The 25,994-nt window shown below is 61.0% G+C and carries 27 protein-coding genes; 22 read left to right on the top strand and 5 right to left on the bottom strand.

Annotated features, from left to right (window positions below; translation table 11 throughout):
- The first annotated feature begins 93 nt into the window (after positions 1-93).
- The 3 genes from pgsA to AC1DOG_RS10180 all read left to right on the top strand — a co-directional run bounded on the left by pgsA (position 94) and on the right by AC1DOG_RS10180 (position 1,634).
- Positions 94-684: a CDP-diacylglycerol--glycerol-3-phosphate 3-phosphatidyltransferase gene (gene pgsA, locus AC1DOG_RS10190; RefSeq protein WP_018898724.1), complete on the top strand. Its 591-nt coding sequence runs from the start codon at positions 94-96 to the stop codon at positions 682-684.
- Complete coding sequence (gene moaD / locus AC1DOG_RS10185) at positions 681-935, top strand: molybdopterin converting factor subunit 1 (protein WP_477927752.1); 255 nt, start codon at positions 681-683, stop codon at positions 933-935. Before pgsA ends, moaD begins: the two co-directional genes overlap by 4 nt.
- A 237-nt stretch (positions 936-1,172) precedes the next feature.
- On the top strand, positions 1,173-1,634 hold the full coding sequence (locus tag AC1DOG_RS10180) for a molybdenum cofactor biosynthesis protein MoaE (protein ID WP_477927750.1): 462 nt from the start codon (positions 1,173-1,175) through the stop codon (positions 1,632-1,634).
- Here AC1DOG_RS10180 and AC1DOG_RS10175 read toward each other — a convergent pair whose 3' ends face one another.
- A complete protein-coding gene (locus tag AC1DOG_RS10175; RefSeq protein WP_477927748.1) occupies positions 1,635-2,531 on the bottom strand; it encodes a branched-chain amino acid ABC transporter permease in 897 nt (298 codons plus the stop codon).
- A 64-nt stretch (positions 2,532-2,595) separates the two neighbouring features.
- Here AC1DOG_RS10175 and AC1DOG_RS10170 point away from each other — a divergent pair, with 64 nt between their 5' ends.
- Together AC1DOG_RS10170 and AC1DOG_RS10165 are read left to right on the top strand one after the other, a co-directional pair.
- Positions 2,596-3,147 (top strand): CGNR zinc finger domain-containing protein, encoded by a 552-nt coding sequence (locus tag AC1DOG_RS10170; RefSeq protein WP_477927746.1) that lies wholly within the window; start codon positions 2,596-2,598, stop codon positions 3,145-3,147.
- Positions 3,144-3,647 (top strand): hypothetical protein, encoded by a 504-nt coding sequence (locus tag AC1DOG_RS10165; RefSeq protein ID WP_477927744.1) that lies wholly within the window; start codon positions 3,144-3,146, stop codon positions 3,645-3,647. Before AC1DOG_RS10170 ends, AC1DOG_RS10165 begins: the two co-directional genes overlap by 4 nt.
- A gap of 71 nt (positions 3,648-3,718) precedes the next feature.
- Here AC1DOG_RS10165 and ndk read toward each other — a convergent pair whose 3' ends face one another.
- A complete protein-coding gene (ndk, locus tag AC1DOG_RS10160) occupies positions 3,719-4,141 on the bottom strand; it encodes a nucleoside-diphosphate kinase (RefSeq protein ID WP_018898730.1) in 423 nt (140 codons plus the stop codon).
- Between the two features lie 203 nt (positions 4,142-4,344).
- Here ndk and AC1DOG_RS10155 point away from each other — a divergent pair, with 203 nt between their 5' ends.
- The 6 genes from AC1DOG_RS10155 (at position 4,345) to AC1DOG_RS10130 (ending at position 10,609) form a co-directional block, all read left to right on the top strand.
- Positions 4,345-4,860: a DinB family protein gene (locus AC1DOG_RS10155; protein ID WP_477927742.1), complete on the top strand. Its 516-nt coding sequence runs from the start codon at positions 4,345-4,347 to the stop codon at positions 4,858-4,860.
- Between the two features lie 141 nt (positions 4,861-5,001).
- Entirely contained in the window at positions 5,002-6,051 is a 1,050-nt protein-coding gene (locus tag AC1DOG_RS10150; protein ID WP_477927740.1) for a GGDEF domain-containing protein, read from the top strand.
- 53 nt (positions 6,052-6,104) lie between these two features.
- Positions 6,105-7,988, top strand: coding sequence for an ABC-F family ATP-binding cassette domain-containing protein (locus AC1DOG_RS10145; RefSeq protein ID WP_477927738.1), 1,884 nt, complete (start codon positions 6,105-6,107; stop codon positions 7,986-7,988).
- 129 nt (positions 7,989-8,117) lie between these two features.
- Complete coding sequence (locus AC1DOG_RS10140) at positions 8,118-8,957, top strand: polysaccharide deacetylase family protein (RefSeq protein WP_113200622.1); 840 nt, start codon at positions 8,118-8,120, stop codon at positions 8,955-8,957.
- A 119-nt stretch (positions 8,958-9,076) separates the two neighbouring features.
- Positions 9,077-10,003, top strand: coding sequence for a Gfo/Idh/MocA family protein (locus AC1DOG_RS10135; protein WP_477927735.1), 927 nt, complete (start codon positions 9,077-9,079; stop codon positions 10,001-10,003).
- Positions 10,004-10,063: 60 nt separating this feature from the next.
- Positions 10,064-10,609, top strand: a complete 546-nt coding sequence (locus AC1DOG_RS10130) for a GrpB family protein (RefSeq protein ID WP_477927733.1) — start codon at positions 10,064-10,066, stop codon at positions 10,607-10,609.
- Between the two features lie 23 nt (positions 10,610-10,632).
- On the opposite strand, the gene AC1DOG_RS10125 is transcribed toward AC1DOG_RS10130, so the two are convergent.
- Positions 10,633-11,082 carry a DNA polymerase III subunit chi gene (locus AC1DOG_RS10125; protein ID WP_047513301.1) on the bottom strand — a complete coding sequence of 150 codons (450 nt, stop codon included), beginning with the start codon at positions 11,080-11,082 and terminating at the stop codon, positions 10,633-10,635.
- Positions 11,079-12,578, bottom strand: a complete 1,500-nt coding sequence (locus AC1DOG_RS10120) for a leucyl aminopeptidase (protein WP_477927731.1) — start codon at positions 12,576-12,578, stop codon at positions 11,079-11,081. The genes AC1DOG_RS10125 and AC1DOG_RS10120 overlap by 4 nt, the downstream gene beginning before the upstream one ends.
- A gap of 171 nt (positions 12,579-12,749) precedes the next feature.
- Between AC1DOG_RS10120 and AC1DOG_RS10115 the strand changes: the two genes are divergently transcribed.
- The 11 genes from AC1DOG_RS10115 to pstB all read left to right on the top strand — a co-directional run bounded on the left by AC1DOG_RS10115 (position 12,750) and on the right by pstB (position 25,252).
- Positions 12,750-13,526 carry a phosphatase PAP2 family protein gene (locus AC1DOG_RS10115; protein ID WP_477927729.1) on the top strand — a complete coding sequence of 259 codons (777 nt, stop codon included), beginning with the start codon at positions 12,750-12,752 and terminating at the stop codon, positions 13,524-13,526.
- Positions 13,527-13,623: 97 nt separating this feature from the next.
- Positions 13,624-14,790, top strand: a complete 1,167-nt coding sequence (locus AC1DOG_RS10110) for an LptF/LptG family permease (protein ID WP_289729443.1) — start codon at positions 13,624-13,626, stop codon at positions 14,788-14,790.
- Complete coding sequence (lptG, locus tag AC1DOG_RS10105; protein WP_112973534.1) at positions 14,787-15,875, top strand: LPS export ABC transporter permease LptG; 1,089 nt, start codon at positions 14,787-14,789, stop codon at positions 15,873-15,875. The genes AC1DOG_RS10110 and lptG overlap by 4 nt, the downstream gene beginning before the upstream one ends.
- Positions 15,875-18,220: an LPS-assembly protein LptD gene (locus tag AC1DOG_RS10100; protein ID WP_477927726.1), complete on the top strand. Its 2,346-nt coding sequence runs from the start codon at positions 15,875-15,877 to the stop codon at positions 18,218-18,220. Before lptG ends, AC1DOG_RS10100 begins: the two co-directional genes overlap by 1 nt.
- Positions 18,221-18,403: 183 nt before the next feature.
- Entirely contained in the window at positions 18,404-19,354 is a 951-nt protein-coding gene (locus tag AC1DOG_RS10095) for a SurA N-terminal domain-containing protein (RefSeq protein ID WP_477927724.1), read from the top strand.
- Between the two features lie 5 nt (positions 19,355-19,359).
- On the top strand, positions 19,360-20,385 hold the full coding sequence (pdxA, locus tag AC1DOG_RS10090) for a 4-hydroxythreonine-4-phosphate dehydrogenase PdxA (protein ID WP_477927722.1): 1,026 nt from the start codon (positions 19,360-19,362) through the stop codon (positions 20,383-20,385).
- Positions 20,385-21,212 carry a 16S rRNA (adenine(1518)-N(6)/adenine(1519)-N(6))-dimethyltransferase RsmA gene (gene rsmA / locus AC1DOG_RS10085; protein ID WP_477927720.1) on the top strand — a complete coding sequence of 276 codons (828 nt, stop codon included), beginning with the start codon at positions 20,385-20,387 and terminating at the stop codon, positions 21,210-21,212. Before pdxA ends, rsmA begins: the two co-directional genes overlap by 1 nt.
- Before the next feature lie 298 nt (positions 21,213-21,510).
- Positions 21,511-22,533 carry a phosphate ABC transporter substrate-binding protein PstS gene (gene pstS / locus AC1DOG_RS10080; protein WP_477927718.1) on the top strand — a complete coding sequence of 341 codons (1,023 nt, stop codon included), beginning with the start codon at positions 21,511-21,513 and terminating at the stop codon, positions 22,531-22,533.
- 84 nt (positions 22,534-22,617) lie between these two features.
- Positions 22,618-23,595, top strand: coding sequence for a phosphate ABC transporter permease subunit PstC (gene pstC / locus AC1DOG_RS10075; protein ID WP_477927716.1), 978 nt, complete (start codon positions 22,618-22,620; stop codon positions 23,593-23,595).
- A 2-nt stretch (positions 23,596-23,597) separates the two neighbouring features.
- Positions 23,598-24,446 carry a phosphate ABC transporter permease PstA gene (gene pstA, locus AC1DOG_RS10070; RefSeq protein WP_113200634.1) on the top strand — a complete coding sequence of 283 codons (849 nt, stop codon included), beginning with the start codon at positions 23,598-23,600 and terminating at the stop codon, positions 24,444-24,446.
- The gene (pstB, locus tag AC1DOG_RS10065) at positions 24,446-25,252 is read left to right on the top strand and encodes a phosphate ABC transporter ATP-binding protein PstB (protein WP_477927714.1); all 807 of its coding nucleotides are present in this window, start codon (positions 24,446-24,448) and stop codon (positions 25,250-25,252) included. The genes pstA and pstB overlap by 1 nt, the downstream gene beginning before the upstream one ends.
- Positions 25,253-25,296: 44 nt before the next feature.
- On the opposite strand, the gene gmk is transcribed toward pstB, so the two are convergent.
- Positions 25,297-25,992, bottom strand: a complete 696-nt coding sequence (gene gmk / locus AC1DOG_RS10060) for a guanylate kinase (RefSeq protein ID WP_477927712.1) — start codon at positions 25,990-25,992, stop codon at positions 25,297-25,299.
- Positions 25,993-25,994 lie beyond the last annotated feature (2 nt).

Here is a 25,994-nt window from a genome sequence, read left to right as displayed (position 1 = left end):
TTCCACGCAAAGGCAGCGAAAAAACAGAAACAATGTTGACGCTTTGCGGTCAAAGCCGTCATCTACGGACGTATCAAACCAGAGACAGATTTCATGGCATCGCGCGCATACAATATCCCCAACCTGCTGACCTACGGCCGCATTCTCGCGGTTCCGCTCATCGTCCTGTGCTTCTTCGTCGAAGGAAAACTATCGATTAGCAATACGGCCCGCTGGGTTGCGCTGTGGATCTTCGTCATCGCGTCGATCACCGACTTTCTTGACGGTTATCTCGCCCGTATCTGGAACCAGACGTCGAATATCGGCCGCATGCTCGACCCGATCGCCGACAAGCTGCTGGTCGCCTCGATCCTTCTGCTCGTGGCCGCGGACCAGACCATTGCCGGCTGGTCGATCTGGGCTGCCATCACCATTCTTTGCCGCGAGATCCTGGTCTCGGGTCTGCGCGAATATCTCGCGGCGCTGAAGGTCAGCGTTCCCGTGACGCGCATTGCCAAGTGGAAGACCACGGTGCAGCTGGTGGCTATCGCCTTCCTGCTGGCGGGCCCGGCCGGCGACGAGATCTTCCCCTACACCACGATGACCGGCATCGGGCTTCTCTGGCTCGCCGCCATCCTGACGATATATACCGGCTACGATTACTTCCGCGCCGGCATCAAGCACATCGTGGAAAACGACGAATGACCAAGCTCATCTATTTCGCCTGGGTACGCGAGCGGATCGGCAAGGCCGAGGAAGACATCACGCTCCCCGCTTCCGTCATCACCGTCACCGATCTTCTCGATCACCTGAAGACGCTTGGCGAGGAATACGAGACCGCCTTGCAGTTTCCCGACGTGATCCGCGTTGCGCTCGATCAGGAACATGTCGAGCACGACGAGCCGATCGGCGATGCCCGGGAGATCGGTATCTTCCCACCGATGACGGGGGGCTAAATTCGTGACTGCCGTGCCAGTCAGCCCCCCTCTGCCCTGCCGGGCATCTCCCCCACAGGTGGGGAGATCGGCTGGGCTCGCCCGATCGTGCACACAAAGAACACTTCTGCGAAACGGACGGATAGAGCGGCGGGAGGAGCAAGCGGCTTGTGATCTCCCCACCTGTGGGGGAGATGCCCGGCAGGGCAGAGGGGGGCCGGCGCGACACACCCTGCCTGCGAAGCAAGGCACCTTCTTATGAGCTCTACCCCCACCATCCGCGTCCAGCGCGAGGATTTCGACCTGCAGGCCGAAGTCGATCTGTTGAGCAAGGGAAAGCCGGGTATTGGCGCCTTGGTCACCTTCTCCGGCCTGTGCCGCGATGAAGGCGGGACGCTTGATGCGCTGGAGCTCGAGCACTATCCCGGGATGGCCGAGGCGGAGATGACGCGGATCGCGGAGATGGCGATCGAGCGCTTCAAGCTCAACGGCCTGACCGCCATTCATCGCTACGGAAAGATCGCTGCGGGCGAGAACATCGTGCTCGTCATCGCGGCCGCTCCCCACCGCCAGGCCGCCTTCGATGGCGCGAACTTCGTGATGGATTTCCTGAAGACGTCGGCGCCCTTCTGGAAGAAGGAGCATGGCAAGGACGGCGTCGAGCGACAATGGGTCAAGGCCAAGGGCCACGACGACGCCGCGCGCGACAAATGGAAGTGATTACGGGATCACCCGTTCACGCCGGCTGAGCACCAGCAACAGCACGAGCAGCGAAAAGACCACGAAGTCGCGCCACAGGAACGGACCGTAAGCGGTCCACAACGTCTCGACCAGACCGAGACCGGCAGCACCACCCGCCGATTTCAGCGGGTCCGAGTAGCCGCCGACAGCCGCCACCATCAGAACCTTCAGCCCGAACATCAGTCCGGCTCCGAAATCCATCGTGCCGTAATAAGCGGTGGACAGGATGCCGCACAGCGCCGCCATCAGGATGGCGGCGGCGTAGGCCGTGAGAAAGACGCTGGTGGCGCTGACGCCGCAGAGTTCGGCGGCCTTCGGATCATCGGTGACGGCGCGCCAGGCGCGACCCCAGGATGTTCGCTTCAGGATAACGGCGCCGATCGCCACGAAGCTGCACATCAGCGCCGTGTTGATCATCTGTATCTCGGTCAAGACCACCTCGAAGCCGGCGCTCTGCCAGAAGACCACATGATCGTTCAAAAACGGCGACAGCCACAAGCTGCGGGTGTCGGATGCCAGGCGCGCGGTCTCCATCAGGACGATGGTGACTCCGAGCGCGGCGACGATGACCGTGTTCGAGGATTGGCGCACCAGCGGCAGCATGACCGCGCGGCCGATCCACACCCCCGCCCCCATCGCATAAACCAACGAGGCCACCGCGCCGAGCGTGAGTGCCGCGGGCAAGACCAGCCAAAGCTTGTTGTAGCCGAAATCGGTGAAGAGCAGCAAGATCTGGCCGGAGAAGGCGAAAAGCGCACCATAGGTGATGTCGGGACGCTTGGTGACGCCGAAGGCGACCGCATAGCCGAAAGCCAGCGCCGCATATAGCGCCGCCAGCGGCGCCGCATTCGCCAATTGCTGCAAGAGATAGGCCATCGACATATCCTATTTCGTCGAAATCATAACTGGCAAAATTGCTTTTACCAGTTATATTTTAGGAATGACGTTCTCGTGGACCCCTCACCGCTTCTCCGGCGGCGCGCTCGCATTCGATGTCGCCAACAGCGTCGTGCTGCGGCATGACAAGGCGCGCCGTATCGATCGCTTTGCCGTCGATGCGCAGTTGCAGGCCTTCCCGCAGGCGGCTGCGAATTTCTGCGCCGAGCGGGCGATCTTCGGGGACGTCGCGCCGGTTCAGCCTGATGGCAGGCCTGCGTTCATCGCCTTGCGCGAGGCCACCGATCGCTATTTCCGCGAGCGCGTGCTTTCACGCGGCAGTGATGGACTGTTGGCGGAACTGTTGGAAGCAGTCGCGGTCGTGCTGCGCGGCCGCTCAGATGCCGCCAGCATCGATCGCGCCACGGCGCATTCGGTGCTGAAGCTGATCGCCTCGCCGGAGCCGGAGCGGATGAAGATCTGCGGCAATTGCGGCTGGCTGTTTCTCGATCGCAGCAAGAACAGGAGCCGGACCTGGTGCGACATGGCGGTCTGCGGCAATCGCGCCAAGGCGATCAAGCACTATCGGCGCCGGAAAGAGGAGAACGGGTCATGAAAGCGCTTGGAGCGGCCGTGATGTCGGCGATGCTGGTGCTTAGCGGTTGCCAGCGCGAGAGCGACACGCTGGTGCAGGTCAGCGGCCATATCTTCGTGTTCAACTACCGCGTCGCGATCGCGACCTATCTGGTGACGCTGAGCAAGAAGGCGCCGTTGCCTGATGGCGCAGTGGCGATCGCCGAGTTCGAGAACCCCGCCGGCGGAGCGCCGCTTGTGATCAACGAGAAGATCTTTCCGGCCTGGGAGAAGATCAGCCTGCAAAGCCCGCCTATCCATTGCGTGAAGAAAGATAGGCCCTACGCCGTCAGCATCCGATTGGTCGATGCCACCGGAAAAGAGCTGCAGAGCCTGAAGACGACGGTCACATCGGATGTCGATCAGTCGATCATGCCGGGCAAGCCGCTCGTTGTCGGGCCGCTCTACACCAAGAATCCCGAGGTCTTCAAAGCGGATGGGACCGTCGATTACGACAGCGCCGATACCTGCCCCAAGACGTGAAAAAGCCCGGCGCGGTGGCCGGGCTTTCCGAGTCATTTCAAAAGGTTCAGCCCTGGGGCTGAGCTTTTGATTCAGCCGACGATTTCGGTTTCTGCGAACCAGTAGGCGATTTCCTGGACAGCGGTCTCAGGAGCGTCCGAACCGTGAACCGAGTTTTCGCCGATCGACAGCGCGAACTGCTTGCGGATCGTGCCTTCGTCAGCGTTGGCAGGGTTGGTCGCGCCCATGATTTCGCGGTTCTTCAGGATGGCGTTCTCGCCTTCCAGGACCTGAACGATGGTCGGGCCAGAGGTCATGCCTTCAACCAGTTCGCCGAAGAAGGGGCGCTCCTTGTGAACGGCGTAGAAGCCTTCAGCTTCGCGCTTGGACATCCATACGCGCTTGGAGGCGATGATGCGCAGGCCGTTGTCTTCGAATACCTTGGTGATGGCGCCGGTCAGGTTGCGCTTCGTTGCGTCCGGCTTGATCATCGAGAAGGTGCGTTCAATCGCCATTGTAATAATCCTCATTCATCGGGGAAAAGTGGGCGGTGTTTACCCGTCCGATAGGCTGAAAACAAGGGGGCTGCGCGAATTTCACGCGTCCGTCACAGAGCGGGACAGTTTGGTGCGAGGCGATGACGGAATTTCATGAAGCCATCAGCGCCATTGCTGGCAAAGCTCCATAGGATAGAACGGATCAAGAGATGGAGGGCAAAATGCAGAAGCAATATGCGATGTTTGCGGATTACAACCGCTGGGCCAATGGGAAGGTCTATGCGGCAGCCTCGGAACTGACGGATGCCGAATACCGCGAAAACCGTGGCGCCTTCTTCGGCTCGCTCAACGCAACGCTCAACCACATCCTGTCGGCCGATCGGATCTGGATGAAGCGCTTCACCGGATCGGGCGACGCACCGACGACGCTCGACAGCATCCTCTATGAAGACCTCGCTGGCCTGGGTGCCGCGCGTGAGCGAGAGGACAGCAGGATCGCCGAATGGGTCGATACGCTTGATGCAGATGCGCTTGCGGGTACGTTCACCTACACGCCGGTCACCCGCCCCGGCGCGATCACCCAGCCGCTGTGGCCGGCGCTGTCGCATCTGTTCAACCACCAGACGCATCATCGCGGCCAGTGCCACATGACCTTGACCTCGCTCGGCAAGCCCAGCCTGTCGCTCGATCTCAGCTATTTCCTGCACAGCGACGGCAAGCGCTGGCTGAGCGCATGACGGAAACGCGGCATTAACCGCGTTGGCGAAATCCCGGAAAGGGATTTACTCGGCAAAGGTGCAAATTCAGCCCATCTTAAATAGTCCGGTGCATAGGGGAGAGAACGAGGCCGGACAGGGCCGACGAGCGAGGAGTGCAACATGGCAAATGCAGCATCAAGCCCGCAGGCGCAACGCGAGACATCTCGTCCGGCACCGGTCACGGATATTCAGCGGATCAGCCAGCATATGACGCGCCTTGGCGTTTCCGGCCTGCCGCGCAATTACGAGCTGTTTCATGAGGCGATCGTCGGCCAGAACGCTGCCCTTGCCCAGGATATCGCCTCGCTTGGCGCAGCACCGCGCCAGCCATCGCTTGACGAACTCGGCCTCAAATATCGCCTCGTCAGCCATTGCGGACTGGTCGGAGAGACCTCGCAGGCCGAGATGAGCAAGATGATGCGCGATGCCGTCGAACGCCTGACATCAGGCGTAAAGCAGAAGCAGAGCTTCATGCGCGCGGCGGAAACCGCGCTGAAATCGATCACCGGCAGCCCGGACCAGAGCCTCTCCTCCTTCATGAGTGAGATGGAATTCCTGTCGACCTCTCTGGCCGGTCTCCTGACCGCCGAGACCGATCTCGAGACCAAGCTGCGCCACGACGTTGATCGGATGGAAGCGCTCGAGCGGGGGGTCGCCGCTGCTCAAACGGCATCCTCGACCGACCGGCTCACCGGCCTTCCCAACCGCACCGCGCTTAACAAGACCGTACTCGATCTCTATGAGCGCGAGGAAGGCTCGGCCGGAAGCGCGCTGATCATGATGGATATCGATGACTTCAAGGCGCTGAACAGCCGCTACGGCACGCAGACCGGCAGCCGCCTTTTGAAGAAGCTTGCCGACCTGTTCCGCAAGTCGATCAAGAAGCACGACTTCGTGGCCCGCACTGATGGCGACGAGTTTACCTTCCTGTTTGCCAATGTCGGCATGCAGGAGGCGATGGCGATCGCCGAACGCCTGCGCAATTCCGTGGAAGAGAACGTGGTCTTCGCGACCTCGGATGCCGGACAGAACGCCAAGCTGACGGTGTCGCTCGGCGTTGCCCTGAGTGCCGATGCCGCGACCGCCTCGCAGCTGCAGGCCAATGCCCGCATCGCGCTTCACGCCGCCCAATCGAACCGGCGCCTGCCGGTACAGGCATTCGGGCGCTGAGAGGCCGCTTCAAGCTCTTGCGCTGATCGCGGCTTTCGGCCAAAACGCCGGGCATGATCACGATTAGCGATATCTCCGCCCGCATTGCCGGCCGCCTTCTCCTCGACCATGCCAGCGTTTCGCTGCCCGCGGGCACGAAGGCTGGCCTCGTTGGCCGCAACGGCGCCGGCAAGTCCACCCTCTTTCGCATCATCACCGGCGATCTCGGGGCTGAGACCGGCTCGATCACCATCCCCAAGAACGCCCGTATCGGCCAGGTGGCCCAGGAGGCGCCGGGCACGGAAGATTCGCTGATCGAGATCGTGCTCTCCGCTGACAAGGAGCGCGCCGCGTTGATGGCGGAGGCGGAGACGGCCAACGATCCGCACCGCATTGCCGAGATCCAGATGCGCCTGGTCGACATCGACGCACATTCGGCCGAAGCACGCGCCGCCAGCATCCTGTCCGGCCTCGGCTTCAGCCAGGAGGCGCAGGCGCGGCCGGCATCGTCCTTCTCCGGTGGATGGCGCATGCGCGTGGCGCTGGCGTCGGTGCTCTTTACCGAACCCGATCTGCTCCTGCTCGACGAGCCGACCAACTATCTCGATCTCGAAGGCACGCTCTGGCTCGAGGATTATGTCCGCCGCTATCCGCATACCGTCCTGATCATCAGCCACGATCGCGACCTCCTGAACAATGCCGTCAACTCGATCGTGCATCTCGACCAGAAGAAGCTGACCTTCTATCGCGGCGGCTACGATCAGTTCGAGCGGCAGAAGGCGGAAGCCGACGAATTGCAGACCAAGGCGAAGGCGAAGAACGACGCGGCGCGCAAGCATCTGCAGAGCTTTATCGACCGCTTCAAGGCGAAGGCCTCCAAGGCCCGGCAGGCGCAGAGCCGTGTCAAGGCACTGGAGCGCATGGGCACGGTGGCCTCGGTCATCGAGGATCACGTGCAGCCGATCACATTCCCCGAACCGGAAAAGCAACCCGCCTCCCCGATCGTTGCCATCTCGGGCGGCGCTGTGGGCTACGAGCCGGGCAAGCCGATCCTCAAGGGGCTCAACCTTCGCATCGACAATGACGACCGCATCGCGCTTCTCGGCTCGAACGGCAACGGCAAGTCGACCTTCGCGAAGTTCATTTCCGGCAGGCTTTCGGCCGAAAGCGGCGAAGTGAAGCTGGCACCGAGCCTGAAGATCGGCTTCTTCGCACAGCACCAACTCGACGACCTTATCCCCGACCAATCGCCGGTCGAGCACGTGCGCCGGCTGATGCCGGAAGCGCCCGAGGCAAAGGTGCGCGCCCGCGTCGCGCAGATGGGTCTGGCGACGGAAAAGATGTCGACGGCCGCCAAGGATCTGTCGGGTGGCGAAAAGGCGCGTCTGCTGATGGGTCTTGCCGCCTTCCATGCGCCGAACCTGCTCATTCTCGACGAGCCGACCAACCACCTCGACATCGACAGCCGCCGGGCGCTGATCGAGGCGCTGAACGATTACGAAGGCGCCGTCATCCTGATCTCGCACGATCGCTACCTGATCGAAGCGACGGTCGACCGGCTTTGGCTGGTCAATAACGGCACGGTCGCCGCGTTCGAAGGCGATATGGACGAATATCGCGACCTGATCGTCGCCTCGGGCAAAAAAAAAGACGAAAAGCCGCAAGTGACTGAGGATGCGGCAACCAAGGCGGACCAGCGCAAGCTGAACGCCGAACGTCGCGCCTCGCTTGCCCCTCTCAAGAAAAAGATCAACGAAATCGAATCCTTGACGGGGAAGCTGGAGAAACTGATTCAGGGCCTTGATGCGGAACTTGCGGATCCCGTGCTCTACGAGAAGGCGCCGGCGAAGGCAGCCGAGAAGGCAAAGCAGCGTGGAGAAGCAGCCGCCAAGCTGGCCGCGGCCGAGGAACAATGGCTGGAGCTTTCATCCGAATACGAAGAGGCTATGGCGGGATAGCCACAGTCGTCGTGCGAGCGCTTCGAAATTAACATTTGTTAGCGCGCAAACGGTCGAAAGAAACCGATCGTTAACCATAATCATCAAGGTTGTCTCAACATTCATTACTGATTTGTTGAGACACTCTTCATGCATCGTTTCGCTTTTTACTCCGGTCTTCTTCTGTGCGCCGCCGCCCTCGCCGGCTGCCAGACTACAAAGCAGCCCGCGCCCGACAAGACGATCAAGACCTCGTCGATCGTGGCGCCCGAAGGCAAGCAGGACACGATCGGCGGCGATGCGGCCGGGCAGCCCCGCGCACGTGGCTTCGGCAAGCAGCATCACCTCGCCGGCCGCACCATGACCGTTTCGTCGATCCACGATATCCGGCTGCAGGACAAGGAAGTCATTCTCAGCTTCGACGACGGCCCGATCCCGGGCCGCACCGACCGCGTGCTGGCGACGCTGGACGAGTTCGGCGTCAAGGGCGCCTTCATGATGGTCGGTGAAATGGCGGCGCTGCATCCCGAACTCGCCCGCAAGGTTGCCATGGACGGCAATGCGATCGGCAGCCACACATACAAGCACGACAACTTGGCCTCGCTGACCTTCGATATGGCGATGGCGGAAGTCATGCGCGGCGAAGCGGCGGTGACGAAGGCCACGGGTGTCGAGGTCAATTTCTTCCGCTTCCCCTACCTCGCCGACAGCCACAAGCTGCGCGCCGCGATCGCCATGCGGGATATGGTCGTGATGGACGTCGATGTCGACAGCAAGGACTATTTCAACACGACGCCCGTCGCAGTGACCAAACGCACGCTCGACCTTCTCCACAAGCGCGGACGCGGCATCATCCTGATGCACGACATCCACAATCGCACGGCGACCATGCTCCCCACCCTGCTCTCCAAGCTGGAGGCCGAGGGCTACAAGGTAGTGACCCTGAAGTTCAAGAAGCCTGCCGCGCCTACTGTCATGGCGTCGCTCTAATTCGACTGCGGAATTCGAGGTTCACGGCAGACGCCGGCGCTTGCCCGCCGGCGTCTTTCTGTTAAAACAGGCGCCCAATAATCATACTTTTGAGCGAAACACCGAAGCGAGCCAACAGCATGTCACCCATCAACCTCGCCATCGTCGGCGTCGGCAAGATCGTCCGCGACCAGCACCTTCCCTCCATCGCCAAGAACCCGGATTTCAACCTGATCGCCACGGCGAGCCGTCACGGCACCGTCGATGGCGTCCAGAGCTTCACCGCGATCGACGCCATGCTCGACGCCGTGCCCGAGATCGACGCGGTGTCGCTGTGCATGCCGCCGCAGTATCGCTATGAGGCCGCCCACAAAGCCCTTTCGGCCGGCAAGCACGTGTTTCTCGAAAAGCCTCCGGGCGCGACGCTGAGCGAAGTAGCCGATCTCGAGGCGCTCGCAGCCTCCAAGGGCGTGTCGCTGTTCGCCAGCTGGCATTCGCGCTATGCGGCGGCCGTAGAGGCTGCCAAGTCCTTCCTCGCGTCCACGACCATCGAAAGCGTTCACGTCGTCTGGAAGGAAGACGTGCGCCAGTGGCATCCGAATCAGGATTGGATCTGGCAGGCCGGCGGCCTTGGCGTGTTCGATCCCGGCATCAACGCGCTGTCGATCGTCACGCACATCCTGCCGAAGGCGATCTTCCTGACCAGCGCAACGCTGGAATTCCCGGAGAACCGCGACGCGCCGATCGCGGCCGACCTGCACTTCAAGAACGCCGATAACGTGCCCGCGCATGTCGAATTCGACTGGCGCCAGACCGGCAAGCAGAGCTGGGATATCTTCGCCGAGACGGCGGCTGGCAAGATGGTTCTGGCCGAAGGCGGCTCGAAGCTTTCCATCAACGGCGAGCTGAAATTCGAAGCACCGGAAGAGGAATATCCTTCGCTCTATCGCCGCTTCGCGGAGATCGTCAAAGCCGGCAAGTCGGACGTCGACCTCGCGCCGCTGCGCCACGTCGCCGATGCCTTCATGCTCGGCCGCCGCAAGTTCGTCGAAGCCTTCCACGATTGATTCGAAATTGCCGAACCTCGTGATACAGTAAGGTCATCTTCGGTATCTCAGAGGTTCGGCATGCGCGACGATGAAGCTTTCGGTCTAGGCCTGAAAAACCTGACGGTATCGCTTTCCGACGCAAATGCCTTATGGCATGAGGCCTATGAAGAAGAGGCCGAGGCGATCCGCCAGGCGCTCGGCGACACCGTCATCGACATCCAGCATGTCGGCAGCACATCGATCCCATCAATCAAGGCCAAGCCGATCATCGACATCATGGTCGGGATCCGATACTTCGCCGACGGCCCGGCCTGCGTCGGCGCGATGGAGAGCATCGGCTACGACTATGCCGGCACCGATCTCGTGCCCGACGATCACATCTTCGGGCGCGGCATCAAGGGCGAGACTAGGACGCATCTGGTGCATGTCGTGGAATATCGCGGCGAGAACTGGAACCGCATGCTGACGTTTCGCGATGCGCTCCGCGCCGATCCCGATCTCGCCCGCGCCTATGAACAGCTGAAAATCGACCTTGCCGGCACGCATGCAGCAAGCCGGGCGGAGTATACCCGAGCCAAGCACGATTTTATCGAAAAGGTAGTCAAGGATGCCGGGATCGTTTGATCCCGCCAGCAGCTCTGCGTGGGCTAGGCCTTCTTTTCCCAGCGCCCCTCGGGTGTCTGCTGCCAATATGTGAGGCTGTGTCCCTCACCTTTCAGCTTCTTCCACTGCGCGCGCGCACCTTCGAGTTGTTCTTGGTCGTAGCCATCGAACATGAAAACGACCCGCTCGTAGGGATCGAGCGGCGGCGGCTCGGCGCCGGCGACGATAAAGCGAACGGTGGCGCCGTTGATGTTGTCGTCGGCGACGGTCAGGAGAACAGGCTGATTGCCGGCGAGTTCCCCCTCATCCGTGCCATGTGGCAGGAAGCTGTCTTCGCGGAAGGTCCAGAGATGCGCATCGAGCGCATCCCTGTGAGTCGCTTCCTTCATCTGAACCGCGACGCGCCAGCCGCGCTCGACGCTTTTGTCGAGCAACGGCGGAAGCGCGTCTTCCAGCTTGGATTCGGTCAGATGGTAGAACAGGACCTCGGTCATGATTCGTAGTTGGCGCGCACCAGCTGGTCGAGCAGCCGCACGCCGTAGCCCGAACCCCAGGACTGGTTGATCTCGTCAAGCGGCGAGCCCATGGCTGTGCCGGCGATATCGAGATGCGCCCAGGGCGTGTCGCCAACGAAGCGGCCGATGAAGTGGGCGGCCGTGATCGAACCGGCGTGGCGACCGCCGGTGTTTTTCATGTCGGCAAACTTGCTGTCGATCATCTTGTCGTATTCCTTGCCCAGCGGCATGCGCCAGAGGCGCTCGTGGGTCTCGGTTCCGGCCGCGATCAACTGCTCCGACAGCTTGTCGTCGTTGGAAAACAAGCCGGCCTGGATATTGCCCAGCGCCACGAGAATCGCACCCGTGAGCGTCGCGAGATCGATCATGAACTTGGGCTTGAAGCGATCGTTGCAATACCAGACGGCGTCGCAGAGCACGAGGCGGCCTTCGGCATCGGTGTTGATGACCTCGATGGTCTGGCCGGACATGGAGGTGACGATATCGCCGGGCCGCTGCGCGTTGCCATCGGGCATGTTCTCGACCAGGCCGATGATGCCGACGACGTTCGCCTTGGCCTTGCGGGCGGCCAGCACATGCATGAGGCCGGTGACGGCGGCAGCACCGCCCATGTCGCCCTTCATGTCTTCCATGCCACCGGCAGGCTTGATGGAGATGCCGCCGGTATCGAAGACAACGCCCTTGCCGATGAAGGCGAGCGGCGCGTCACCGCTCTTGCCGCCCTTCCACTGCATGACAGCCAGGCGCGGCGGACGCACGGAGCCCTGAGCAACGCCGAGAAGCGCGCCCATGCCGAGCTTGCCCATTTCCTTTTCCGTCAGGATTTCGACCTCGACGCCGAGCTTCTCGAGCTCCCTGGCCTTGGCGGCGAATTCGACCGGGCCGAGCACGTTGGCCGGCTCGTTGACGAGATCGCGCGCCAGATTGACGCCGTTAGCGACGGCCTGCGAGACCTCGAAGGCCTTGGCGGCCTCAGATGCCTTCGCCGTGACGATGCGCACCTTGACCGACGCGCTGCCGTCCTTGGCGCTGTTCTCGTCGTCCGACTTCTTCGTCTTGTAGGTATCGAAGCCATAGGCGCGCAACATCATGCCGAGCGCGAAATCAGCGGCCTGCGTGGCGGTGACATCCACGCCCGGCGCGTCCACAAAGATGGTCACATCCGTCGTGTTCTTGATCTTCGAGGCGGCAGCACCACCCGCCTTCAGCCAATCGAACGAAACCAGAGCGTCCGCCTTCCCGAGACCGATGACGAAGATGCGCTCAGCCTTCGATCCCTCGGGCGCCACGATATCGAGCGCGCCGGCAAGCTTGGCCGAGAAGCCAGCGATCTTGGCGGCCTTGGCCACCACATCCGATGGGTCGGCGACACTTGCACCGGCGGCGAGATCCTGCCCCTTGGCCTGCAACAGAATGGCGTATCCACCGGCAATTTCGGCAGATTTTTCAAACGAGATATCGAATTTGGCTGACATGTCTTCTCCAGTGGGATCGTTTTAAATCCTCTTGCCCGATCATTCAGGTTTTCACCACTGAAGACAAGTCTTTGTCGCGGCCATCACGTTCAGGATCGCGGGAGTTGCGTCAACAAAGCGTCATGGATGACGACTATTCATCCGAACAAGTTGATGCGTCGAGGATCGGTCTTGAACTCCATATTGAAGGCTTTCAATCCGATTGCCATACGCCAAGCCGGTTACAGCAGCGTCGACATTTTCAAATTCCTGCTTATCGCCTGGTTCGCGCTGCTGGTCATTTTCAATCTGTTTCCGCAGATCGACCAAGAAATCTCAGCGCATTTCTTCACCCGTGAAGCCTGCAATGTCGGCGTTTCGCTTCGCGAGGTCTGCGGGCACTTTCCCTACCGCCAGGAATTTACCCTGCAAATCCTGCGCACGCTTTTCCTGCGTCTTCCCTACATCGCCGCGTTTGTGCTGCTCTGGAAGCTCATCGATTGCTATGGCCATTTCGGCGCCACCTTCGACGCCGAGCGTGCGCGCAGGCTGAAGATCGCCCTCGGCTCGTTGATCGCTGGCCCGATCGTTCTCGTCAACTTCATCCTGAAGGATCATTGGGGGCGCCCTCGTCCATTTTCCACAACCGATTTCGGCGGCGCGCTCGACTTCGTTCCGGCGGGGTCGACGGCGGGTAAATGCCTGTCCAACTGTTCTTTCGTGTCAGGCGAAGCGGCTGGAGCCGGCTGGCTGCTCTGTCTTCTCTTCATCATGCCGCGCGCGTCGCGACGCGCGCTCTTCCTGCCGCTGGCCACGATTTCGTTACTGGCACCGGCATTGCGTCTGGCCTTCGGCGCGCACTATCTGTCCGACGTCATTCTTGGATGGTTGTCATCCTTCGTTGTTTTTGCCGGCATCCTGGCGCTGACCGATTCGCCACAGCGGGAAAAAAAACTGAAAATTGAATGAATTTTCGACGGTAGCTTGTCGCAAAAGCAAACCAAAAAGCGTAGATGGTTTTCGCTGCGTGGCGGCAAGAATTCGCGAAGAGCGTTCAAGGGCATGCATGAAACTGCTTGAAACATACATATTGCGGCGCGTGGGCCAGATGTTTCTCGTCGCCCTGTTGCCCGTGCTCGCGATCATCTGGACGACGCAGGTGCTTCAGCGCATCAATCTGGTGACGGATAGCGGCCAGTCGGTCGGCTCGTTCGCCAAGCTCGCCACGCTTATCCTGCCCTCGATCATTCCCGTCGTCCTGCCCTTCGCGCTGGTTATCGGCGTCACCCAGACGCTGACGACGATGAACAACGATTCGGAGCTTGCCGTTATCGATGCCGCCGGCGCGCGCCGCAGCATCATCTGGCGCCCGATCATCATCCTCGCGGCCGTCATCAGCGCCTTTTCCTTTCTGGTCGACAACGTCGTCGAGCCGAAGGCGAAGACCGGCGCAAGGCAAATGATTGCAGCGGCTTACGCCGATCTGCTCTCAACCGTGATTGAAGAGAAGAACTTCCGCCAGATCGATACCGGCCTCTATGTGCAGATCTCCGAGCGCCTCGCCGGACGCGTGCTAAAGGGCCTGTTCGTCGTGGACGAACGCGACCCGGCTTTTCAGCTGATCTACTATGCTCGCGAAGGCGCTGTGGACGAAAAGGGCACATCACTGATCATGCATGATGGCGAGGTGCACCGGAAAACCACGACCGGTGACGTGTCCATCATCCGCTTCGATTCCTATTCGTTCGACCTCTCAGACCTCACGCAGAACCGCGGCCAGTCGACGCTGCGCGCGTCAGACCGCGAACTGCCGTTCCTGCTCAATCCCGATCCCGCGGACAAGGATTATATCGCCAAACCCGGCAGCTACACTGCAGAGCTTCACAGGCGCCTGACGGACTGGATGCTTCCTCTTGTCTTTTCGTTGATTTCGCTTGCGATTGCCGGCGATGCGCGCTCGCATCGCGAGGCACGGCTGCACCCGATGGTATCGGCACTGGTGCTCGCGTTTGCGGTTCGATGGGCGACATTCTACGCCGCCAACCAGATCGAAACGAAACCGATATTCATCGGCATCCTCTACGCCCTGCCGCTCGGAATCAGTGCGTTGGCGATCGTTTCGCTGGTTTCGCATAAACGAATCTCGCTGCTTGGCTTCATCGGCAACTGGATCGCCATCGGTTGGCGTAAGCTGCAGCAGCGCTTCCCCCGCTCGGCCGGAGGTGACGCATGATTTTCGGTACGCTTGGCCGCTACTTCTTCCGCCGCTATGCAACGACGGCGATGTGGTTCTTCCTCGGTGTCATCGGCATCGTCTACCTCGTCGATTTCAGTGAAACCGCGAGCCGCATGTCCGGCCTGCCCGGCTATACAGTCACGGGCGGATTGCTGATGACGGCCGTGCGTCTGCCGCTCATCCTGCAGCAGACGGTTCCCTTCATCGCGCTTTTCGTCGGCATGACCGTGCTGATCGGCCTTAATCGCAAATACGAGCTGGTCGTGACGCGCGCGGCCGGCATTTCGGCCTGGCAGTTCATGTCGCCTTTCATCGCTGGTGCGTTTCTGCTCGGCATCGGCGTGATGACGATCCTCAATCCGCTTGCGGCATGGGGTCAGCGGCAGGCAGCCAGCGTCGAAAGCAATTGGCGCGGCGATGCTGGCGCCTCGAAGGGCGGCCCTCAGGTGCCGTGGATCCGCCAGATCAGCGGCCAGGACGATGTCATCATCGGTGCGCGAAGCGTTCTCGAGGACGGAACGCTGCTCGTCGACGCGGTGCTGGTGCACTTCGATTCGAGCAATCACATCGCGCTCAGACAGGACGCGGCGTCCGCAAAATTGGAAGATGGTTACTGGCTTCTTAAGAACGTTATCGAGCGTCGTCCCGGCGAAATCGCTCAGCGTAAGGATGAGGTACAGGTCCGTACCAATTTGAAACGGGATTTCGTGGAACAGAGGCTTACCGCCCCTGAAACCATTGCATTTTTTGATCTCTCGAACCGAATCAACATTGCCAAATCCTTCGGGATTCCGACCAAGGCTCTCGAGACTCAATTCCACTCTTTGTTGTCCCAACCATTGTTGCTCGTGGCGATGACTCTCATTGCTGCAACAGTGTCCCTAAAATTTAGCCGGTTCAACCAATCGAGGTCCGTGATTCTGGGTGGCATCCTGGCAGGCTTCGTGCTTTATGTGGTCACCGTGCTTGTGAAAGCATTCGGAAGCAGTGGGGTTGTCCCGCCTTTCGTGGCGACGTGGATTCCGGTCATCGTCGCCTTGGCTTTGGGTGCAACAATTCTGCTTCATCAGGAGGATGGCTAGTGGCGGCAGGCAACCGCAAAAGTGTTCGTAAGCAGTTGGTTGCCCTGTTCGCAGGCGTAGCCCTGTGCAGCTATACCGGCAACATTCCCGTTGCCATCGCTCAAGACGCTTTGCAAAACATGAAGCCCAATGTTTCGAAGGAAGCCAAGATGCTTCTTTCGGCCAATGAGCTCGTCTATAACAAAGACGCTGAGGTCGTTTCGGCCGTAGGTGGCGTGCAGATCAATTACGCCGGCTACAAGATGGTCTCGCAGCGAGTCGAGTACAATCAGAAGACCGGCCGGATGATGGCGCTCGGCAATGTCGAGCTCGTCAGCCCCGACGGCACGCGCATGTATTCCGACAAGCTCGACGTCACCGATGACTTCGCGAACGGTTTCATCAATTCGCTCCGAATCGAGACACCCGACAACACGCGCATCGTCGCCGAAACCGGCGAGCGGGTCGGTGGGACGGAGATGATTCTCAACAAGGGCGTCTACACCGCCTGTCTGCCCTGCGCGGAAAAGCCCGAGAAGCCGCCTTTCTGGCAGGTTAAGGCTGAACGCGTCATCCAGAACGGCGAGAAGCACACTATCCGCCTTGAGCACGCCCGCATGGAGCTGCTCGGCCATCCCATCGCCTATGTGCCGTGGCTCGTCGTTCCCGACAATACCGTCAAGCGCAAATCGGGCTTCCTGTTCCCGAGCTTCGTGAGCGCGCAGAATCTCGGCTTCGGCCTGTCTGTTCCCTACTACTACGTGATCTCGCCCAGCATGGACGCGACGGTGACGGGTACGGGCTACACGACGCAGGGCTTCCTGGCGGACGCCGAATTCCGCCAGCGCTTCGAAAACGGCTCGCACATCCTGCGCATGGCTGGCATCAGCCAGATGAGTTCCAGCACGTTCACTGAAGGAACCAGCGACGCGCAGAACGATGCTCGTGGCATGGTCGCATCGACCGGCGCCTTCAAAATCAATCCTCGCTGGTCTTTCGGCTGGGATGTGATGGTGCAGAGCGACAACAACTTTGCGCGTACCTACAAACTCAAGGGCTACGATGATTCGACGCGCGCCAACCAGATCTATTTGACCGGCCTGGGGAAGCGAAACTACTTCGACCTGCGTTCCTTCTATTTCGATGTGCAGGACGCCGATCCTTCGAACACCGCCGAGAAGAAACAGGCCATCGTCTACCCGGTGATGGACTATCACTACGTGGCGCCGCAGCCGCTTGCTGGCGGCGAAGTCTCGGCTGACGTAAACTTGACCAACCTCTCGCGCGGCCATGAAGACTTCTACGACGTCGCCGGCTTTGATCGCTATCGTGGCCTTAGCGGCCAGACGTCGCGCCTGACGGGTGAACTGACGTGGAAGCGTACGTTCGTGACGCCTGCCGGCGTTCTGATCACGCCGCTGCTTTCGGCCCGCGGCGACGCGCTGTCGCTCAACATGGACGACCCGGCCGGCTACGGCGGCAACTACGACACGAGCGACGCTGCAACACGCGGCATGGTGACGGCTGGCCTCGAAATGCGCTATCCGATCCTGGCAACGACCGACAACAGCACGCACGTGTTCGAGCCGATCATGCAGATCTACGCCCGTCCGAATGAATCGCTGGCCGGCAGACTGCCGAACGAAGACGCGCAGAGCATGGTCTTCGACGCGACCAATCTGTTCGAACGCGACAAGTTCTCCGGTTACGACCGTATCGAAGGCGGCACGCGCGCCAATATCGGCTTCCAGTACACCGGCACGTTCGACAACGGCTACAAGCTGCATGGCATCTTCGGACAGTCCTTCCAGCTGGCCGGCCAGAATTCGTTCGACACGGCCGATCTCGTGAACGTCGGCGCCGATTCCGGCCTTGAAAACACGCGGTCCGACTATGTCGGTCTCGGTGGCATCGAAACGCCGCAGGGCTTTTCCTTTGCCGCTTCGTACCGTCTCGACGAGAAAAGCCTCGAGCTTCGCCGCGGCGACCTGACGGCCGGCTTCCAGACCGACACGTTCCAGAGCCAGCTTCTCTACACACATCTCTCCGCGCAGCCGGAATATGGCTACGACACGGATAATGACGAACTCCAGACGCGCGCTCAGATCAAGTTCAAGGACTACTGGTCGATCTTCGGCGGTATCGCATACGATCTGAACAACAACACGTTCACGCGTCAGACCATCGGCCTGACTTACGAAGACGAGTGCACGATCTTCACGATCGCCTACTCCGACAAGCGCGACACCAGCGACCAGTCGGCAAGCGATTGGACGATCGGCGCGAGGCTGACATTCCGTACGCTTGGCGACATCAATCTCGGTGATGCCAGCGATCTCGGATACGGTAACATCTACAACAACTGATCGATTTTGTAGCACGGCGAAAGAAAGGGGCCTTTCTTTCGCCGTAACGCTATGCAGGACATTGTGGCCATTGGATATATGCGGCATATGCTGCTGCGTCTCGAAGGCAGCAACGCTGACGTTATCTCGGTAAGATAGGCGCGCCGCGACGCGAAGCGCGGCGTTAATGGGAAGGGTCGACAGATGATTGGCGCGAAGAACACCGTAAGAACGATGATCGCAGGCTTGGCGTTCGCCACTGTCGCTGGCTTGGCACTGCCGAAGGCCAACACGGCCTATGCCGCGAGCGAAGTCCGAGTGGTCGTCAACGGTACGGCTCTGACCAGCGGTGACGTGGCCAAGCGCCAGGCCTTCCTGCGCCTGCAGCACCAAAAGGCGGATGCCAAGGCTGCTGAAGACCAGCTTATCGAGCAGACGTTGAAGGAACAGGAAATCTCGCGCGTTCGCATGTCGGTGTCCAAGGACGACGTCGACGCTTCCTTCGCGCGCTTCGCCACCGGCAACAAGCTGACGCCTGCGCAGATGACGCAGATCCTCAATCAGGCCGGCGTCGGCGTCGATCACTTCAAGGCATTCATTGCCGTGCAGATGAGCTGGCCGCGCCTCGTGAACGCCCGTTATGGCAACAGCAACAAGATGTCGAACGCCGACCTCGTTGCGCGCATGATGGAAAACAACAAGCAGAAGCCGGAGACCACGGAGTATATTCTGCAGCAGATGATCTTCGTCGTGCCCGCCAGCAAGAAGGGTATCGTCGGCAAGCGCAAGAGCGAAGCGGAAGCCTCGCGCTCGAAGTATCCGGGCTGCGAGCAGGCCAAGGTTTTCGCCGCCACGATGCGTGACGTTTCCGTTCGCGACCTCGGCCGCATGCTGGCGCCGGAACTGCCGCCTGAGTGGAAGCCGCTTGTCGAACAGGCCAAGGGCAACACGACCGCGACGCGCGTCACCGAAAAGGGCGTCGAGTATCTGGCGATCTGCAGCCAGCGTCAGGTTTCCGATGACCAGGCCGCCGAAATGGTCTTCCGCGAAGAAGACCTGAACAAGGCCAAGGACAAGAACGCTCCGCCGGAAAACGCCAACGCTACCAAGTATCTCGACGAACTGCGCAAGAAAGCGCAGATCGTTCGCCGCTGATGTCGATGACGCTCGCATTCTCCCGCCCGCTTGCACTGAGCCAGGGCGATCCTGCAGGGATCGGCCCTGACGTCACATTGATGGCCTGGCTGCGCCGTCGCGAACTTGGCCTCCCGCCGTTTATTTTCGTCGGTGATCCTGATGTCCTTGCTACCCGCGCACGGATGCTGGATCTGATCGTTGCCATCCGCGAGACGGATTGCGCCGGCGCAATCGACGTCTTCGCCGATGCCCTTCCCGTTCTGCCGATCCCCGCAGGCGTCGAGGTCACCGCCGGCGAAGCCCATGTCGCGACTGCCCGAGGGACGATTGCAGCGATCGAGCAGGCGGTGTCGCTGACGATCAGCGGCGAAGCGCTCGGCGTCGTCACCAACCCGATCGCCAAGTCCGTTCTCTACGAAAGCGGTTTCCGTTTTCCTGGCCATACCGAGTTTCTGGCCGAGCTTGCGAAACGTGCAACTGGCACGCCTGTGACGCCAGTAATGATGCTCGCGGGACCGAAGCTTCGGGCGATCCCCGTTACAATCCACATTCCGATCAAGGATGTGCCGCAGGCGCTGACGGCGGAGCTCATCGTTGAGACCTGCCGGATCGCGCATGCCGATCTCGTAGAGCGTTTTGGCATCGCCAACCCGCGCCTTGCCGTTGCGGGGCTCAATCCGCACGCCGGCGAAGATGGCGCCATCGGCAAGGAAGACGCCAGCGTCATCCACCCCGCGATCCAGTTCCTTCGCGCCGAAGGCATCGATGCGATCGGCCCCCTGCCCGCAGACACCATGTTCCATGACGAAGCGCGTGCGCGTTACGACGTGGCGATCTGCATGTATCATGACCAGGCTTTGATCCCGGCCAAGGCGCTAGGCTTCGACGATGCCGTCAACGTGACGCTCGGCCTGCCCTTCATCCGCACATCGCCCGACCATGGCACCGCCTTCGGCATCGCCGGCAAGGGGCTGGCGCGCGAGAGTAGCCTGGTTGCCGCCTTGAAGCTCGCCGGGCATCTCGGTCGCGTCTCCAAGAGCAATTCCTGATGGCCGCACTCGACGGATTGCCGCCGCTGAGCGACGTGATCAGGCGGTATGGTCTCGATGCGCGCAAGGCGCTCGGGCAGAACTTCATTCTCGACCTCAACCTCACGCAGAAGGTGGCACGCAACGCAGGCCCTCTCGAAGACGCGACGGTGTTCGAGGTTGGCCCTGGTCCCGGCGGCCTGACGCGGGCGATCCTGGCGCTCGGGGCCAAGAAGGTCATCGCCGTCGAGCGCGATCCGCGTTGTCTACCGGCGCTTGCCGAAGTGGCCGCGCACTATCCCGGCAGGCTCGAGGTGATCGAAGGCGACGCCTTGACCACTGACTTCGAGGCGCTGGCGCCTGAGGGGCCGGTGAAGATCATCGCCAACCTTCCCTATAATGTCGGAACCCAGCTTCTGGTGAACTGGTTGCTGCCGAAGCAGTGGCCGCCGTTCTGGCAATCGCTGACGCTGATGTTCCAGAAGGAAGTGGGCTTGCGTATCGTCGCCGATCAGGAAGACGATCACTATGGGCGCCTCGGTGTGCTCTGCGGTTGGCGTACGAACGCGCACATGGCGTTCGACATCCCGCCGCAGGCCTTCACGCCTCCGCCGAAGGTCACCTCGACGGTGGTGCATCTGACGCCGAACGAGAACCCGATCCCCTGCTCCGTCGCCAATCTCGAAAAAGTGACCCAGGCGGCATTCGGACAGCGCCGCAAGATGCTGCGCCAGAGCCTGAAGCCGATCGGCGGCGAGAAGCTGCTCGAAAAGGCCGGCATCGATCCGCAGAGACGCGCCGAGACGCTTTCCGTCGAAGAGTTCTGCCGTCTGGCAAACAGCCTCTGACGCCCTGCTTTCGGGCAAACAACGCGCTTTTCTCAAACGACTACCGTGTTGCTTATCGCGCCGCGCGTGGAGACATCCGCCTGCGCGAAAATCTTCGTTCTTTCTCGCGCTCCTCCGACATGAAGTCCGACACCTTTGTGGCTCGGAGCCGCTCGGCGGCGATTCGGCTGGCAACTGTCATGAAACTGTTATCCAGGGGGAATAGCCCGTTCCGCGACGAGGTTTCTTTGCACCTGCAAAACCGTATCCCCCATACGGCTCGTCGTCATCTTTTCAGCTTTCAGGAAAGCGAACCCTTATGCGTACCAACAGATTTTTGACGACCTGTTTCGGCATCGGCCTTGCTGCCGTCATGGCCACCTCCGCTTCCGCCGCCGATATCACCGGCGCCGGCTCCACCTTCGTTTACCCGGTTCTCTCCAAGTGGTCGGCTGACTACAACAAGAAGACCGGCGACAAGCTGAACTATCAGTCGATCGGCTCCGGCGGCGGTATCGCCCAGATCAAGGCCGCAACGGTCGATTTCGGCGCATCCGACAAGCCGCTCGAATCCAAGGAATTGACGGATGCAGGCTTCGGCCAGTTTCCGCTGGTTGTCGGCGGCATCGTTCCGGTTATCAACGTCAAGGGCATCAAGTCGGGTGAACTGAAGCTGACCGGCAAGGTTCTGGCCGACATCTACCTCGGCAACGTCACCAAGTGGAACGACAAGGCCATCGCTGACCTGAACCCGGGCGTAAAACTGCCGGATTCGCAGATCGCCGTCGTTCACCGCTCGGACGGTTCGGGCACCAGCTTCAACTGGACCAACTACTTCTCGAAGGTCAATCCTGATTGGAAGTCCAAGGTTGGTGAAGGCACCGCCGTCAACTGGCCTGTCGGCATCGGTGGCAAGGGCAACGAAGGCGTCGCCGCCTACGTAACGCGCGTGAAGGACTCGATCGGTTACGTCGAATACGCCTACGCGCTTCAGAACAAGCTGCCCTACGTGCTCATGGAGAACGCCGCCGGCAAGTATCCGAAGCCGAATGCGGAAAGCTTCGCAGCTGCCGCAGCAAGCGCCGAGTGGGACAAGGCCCAGGACTTCAACCTGATCCTGACGAACGCACCTGGTGAGAAGGCCTGGCCGGTCACGGCTACGACCTGGGCGATTATGTACAAGCAGGCCAAGGACGAGGCTCGCTCCAAGGCTGCCTTCGAGTTCTTCAAGTGGGCGCTCGAGAACGGTCAGAAGCAGGCTTCCTCGCTCGACTACGTTCCGCTTCCTGATAGCCTCGTGAAGCAGATCGAAGCCTACTGGACCGCCCAGTTCAAGGGTTGATCCCCACACTGTCGAAACGGCCGGAGAGCTCTGCTTTCCGGCCGGCTTAACTTTGATTGCCCCTCAAAGATTAGAGAACAGACAATGAGCCAAGTTTTGGCATCGCAGCGCGCCGATAGTGTCGGCGTGAAGCGTCGCCATGGCGCGACCGGCGACATGGTATTTTCCGCGATCGTGCTGTGCTGCGGCATGTTCGTACTGATTGCACTTCTGGCCGCGACTTTCTCCATGGGTTGGGGCGGCTTGCTGGCTTTCCGCACCTTCGGCCTGGAGTTCATCTACGGCACCGAATGGGACCCCGTCGCCCAGAAATTCGCCGGCCTCGTGCCGATCTACGGAACGCTGGTCACCTCAGCGCTCGCGATGATCATCGGCGTTCCAGTCAGCCTCGGTATCGCGGTGTTCGTCACCGAGGTGGCGCCACGCTGGGCGCGCGGACCGATCGGCGGCGCCATCGAGCTGCTCGCCGGCATTCCAAGCATCATCTACGGCATGTGGGGTCTCTTCACCTTCGCGCCGTTCATGTCCGATTATGTCCAGCCCGTCCTGATCGACTGGCTCGGTCCGCTGCCTGTTATCGGCGCGCTGTTTTCTGGCGCCCCCATGGGGATCGGCATGCTGACGTCGGGCATCGTGCTCGCCATCATGATCATTCCCTATATCGCTTCGGTCATGCGCGACGTCTTCCTCGTCGTCCCGGCACAGTTGAAGGAATCTGCCTACGCGCTCGGCTCGACCAAATGGGAGGTCGTGCGCGATATCGTCATTCCCCACACACGCACGGCCGTCGTCGGCGGCATCTTCCTCGGCCTTGGCCGCGCGCTCGGCGAGACCATGGCCGTCACCTTCGTGCTCGGGAATACGCACAATATCGCGATCTCGCTGATGGAGCCCGGCAACTCAATCGCCGCGGCCATCGCCAACGAGTTCACCGAGGCCGACACGGATCTCTATCTGTCGTCGCTGATCGGTCTCGGCTTCATCCTCTTCGTGGTCACCTTCATCGTTCTGGCCGCCGCCAAGCTGATGCTGCTCCGGATCGCCAGACAGAAGGGAGAATAATCATGACGACATCCAACTCCCTTTACCGCTATCGGCAGATCAAGAGCGCCATCGCCTTGTCCCTCGCGACCGTCGCCACGGTCATCGGCCTCATCTTCCTCGTCTGGATCCTGTGGACGACGTTGATCAACGGTATCGAGGCACTAAGCCCTCGCCTGCTCACTGAAATGACCCCGCCACCCGGCGAAGACGGCGGTCTGGCGAATGCCTTCATGGGCAGCCTTCTGATCGTCCTGATGGCTGTCGTTCTCGGCACGCCGATCGGAATCCTCGCCGGCACATATCTTTCGGAATACAGCCGCGGCAAGAAGATCGGCGATCTCGTTCGTTTTGTGAACGACATCCTGCTCAGCGCGCCGTCGATCATCATCGGCCTGTTCATCTACGAACTGGTGGTGCGCCAGACCGGGCGCTTCTCCGGCTATGCCGGCGGTATTGCGCTTGGCTTCATCTTCCTTCCAGTCGTGGTGCGCACCACGGACGAGATGCTGCGGCTGGTGCCCGACGTCATGCGCGAGGCCGCACTGTCGCTCGGCATTCCGCGGTGGAAAGTGACGGTGCATGTGCTTTATCGCGCAGCGTCGGCGGGTATCCTGACCGGTGTGCTGCTTGCTGTCGCCCGTATCTCGGGCGAGACCGCGCCGCTGCTCTTCACCGCCCTCAACAACCAGTACTGGAGCACGGATATGTCCGGGCCCATGGCCAACATTCCGGTCGTCATCTTCCAGTACGCGATGAGCCCCTATGACGAGTGGCATACGCTCGCCTGGGCAGGCGCCTTCGTCATGACCGCCATCGTGCTGCTGCTCAGTGTCGGATCACGAATCATCCTGAGCAGACGGGGGAAATAATGCTGCAATCATCCAGCGCACTCGACACCGGCAGGACCGCACCCACAATGAAGACCGACAAGATCACGCTCGAAAACGTCAACTTCTTCTACGGGAAGACGCAGGCGATCCGCGATGTCAGCATCAGCTTTCCGGAGCGGCAGGTCTCGGCCCTGATCGGCCCGTCCGGCTGCGGCAAGTCCACGCTGCTGCGCATYYTCAACCGCATCTACGCGCTCTATCCCGGCATGCGGGCGACGGGTACCGTGAAGCTCGATGGCGACAACATTCTCGACCCCCGCTATCCAATGAACGAACTGCGCGCCCGCGTCGGCATGGTGTTCCAAAAGCCGGTCCCGTTCCCCATGTCGATCTACGACAACGTCGCCTACGGCATCCGCCATCATGAGCGGCTGTCGAAGGCGGAGATGGATGGGCGTGTCGAGGAAGCGCTTCGGCAGGCGGCTCTGTGGGACGAGGTCAAGGACAAGCTCAAGCAGAGCGGTCTCGGCCTCTCCGGCGGCCAGCAGCAGCGTCTGTGCATCGCGCGCGGCGTGGCGCTCAGGCCAGAGGTTCTGCTGCTTGACGAGCCGACATCGGCGCTCGATCCGATCTCGACCGCCAAGGTCGAGGAACTGATCGCGCAGCTGAAGGCGAACTTCACGATCGTGATCGTGACGCACAACATGCAGCAGGCGGGCCGCATCTCGGACAATACCGCCTTCATGTATCTGGGCGAGCTTGTCGAGCATGGCCCGACATCGCAGATATTCGAGGCGCCGAAGAACAAGCGGACCGAGGACTACATCACCGGTCGCTACGGCTGATCATTTGAGAGAATGACGCCGGCGCGTAGGCGCCGGCGGATGGATCAGAGCACCGGTGTCTCTTCGATCAGGCCGGTCACGAAGTCGAACATGCCGTGGCGGCGATCGCGGCGCAGGCGTTCGGCGCGCACGATCGACTGCACGGCCTCGAAGGCTGTGTTCAGGTCGTCGTTGACGATGACATAATCATATTCGCGCCAGTGGGCGATCTCGGCGCGGGAATTGGCGAGACGCGTGGCGATCACCTCTTCGGAGTCCTCCGCACGGCGGTGCAGTCGCGACTGGAGCTCGGTCATGGTCGGCGGCAGCACGAAGATCGATACGATATCGGCCTTCATCTTTTCCTGCAGCTGCAGCGCGCCCTGCCAGTCGATATCGAACAGCATGTCGCGACCATCAGCCATGGCGGCCTCCACCGGCTCACGCGGCGTGCCGTAGAAATTGCCATGCACTTCCGCCCATTCGAGCAGCTCGCCGCTGTCGCGCATGCGCTCGAACTGGGGGATGGTGATGAAATGATAGTGTGTGCCGGCAATCTCGCTCGGGCGACGCTGGCGCGTCGTGACGCTCACCGAGATTTCAAGGCTGCGATCGCGCTCCAGGAGATTGCGCGCGATGGTCGACTTGCCGGCGCCCGAGGGCGAAGACAGGACAAGCATCAGCCCGCGACGGGGGATCACGGTGGGGGTGCTCGACGTCGTGCTGCCTGACGTCTGGGGGCTCGACGGGGTCGGGCTCATGG

It is taken from the genome of Rhizobium sp. 01N48 (genome assembly GCF_056399145.1).
Note: the sequence above shows the minus strand (reverse complement) of the source record. Positions and strands in the feature narration are given on the sequence as shown.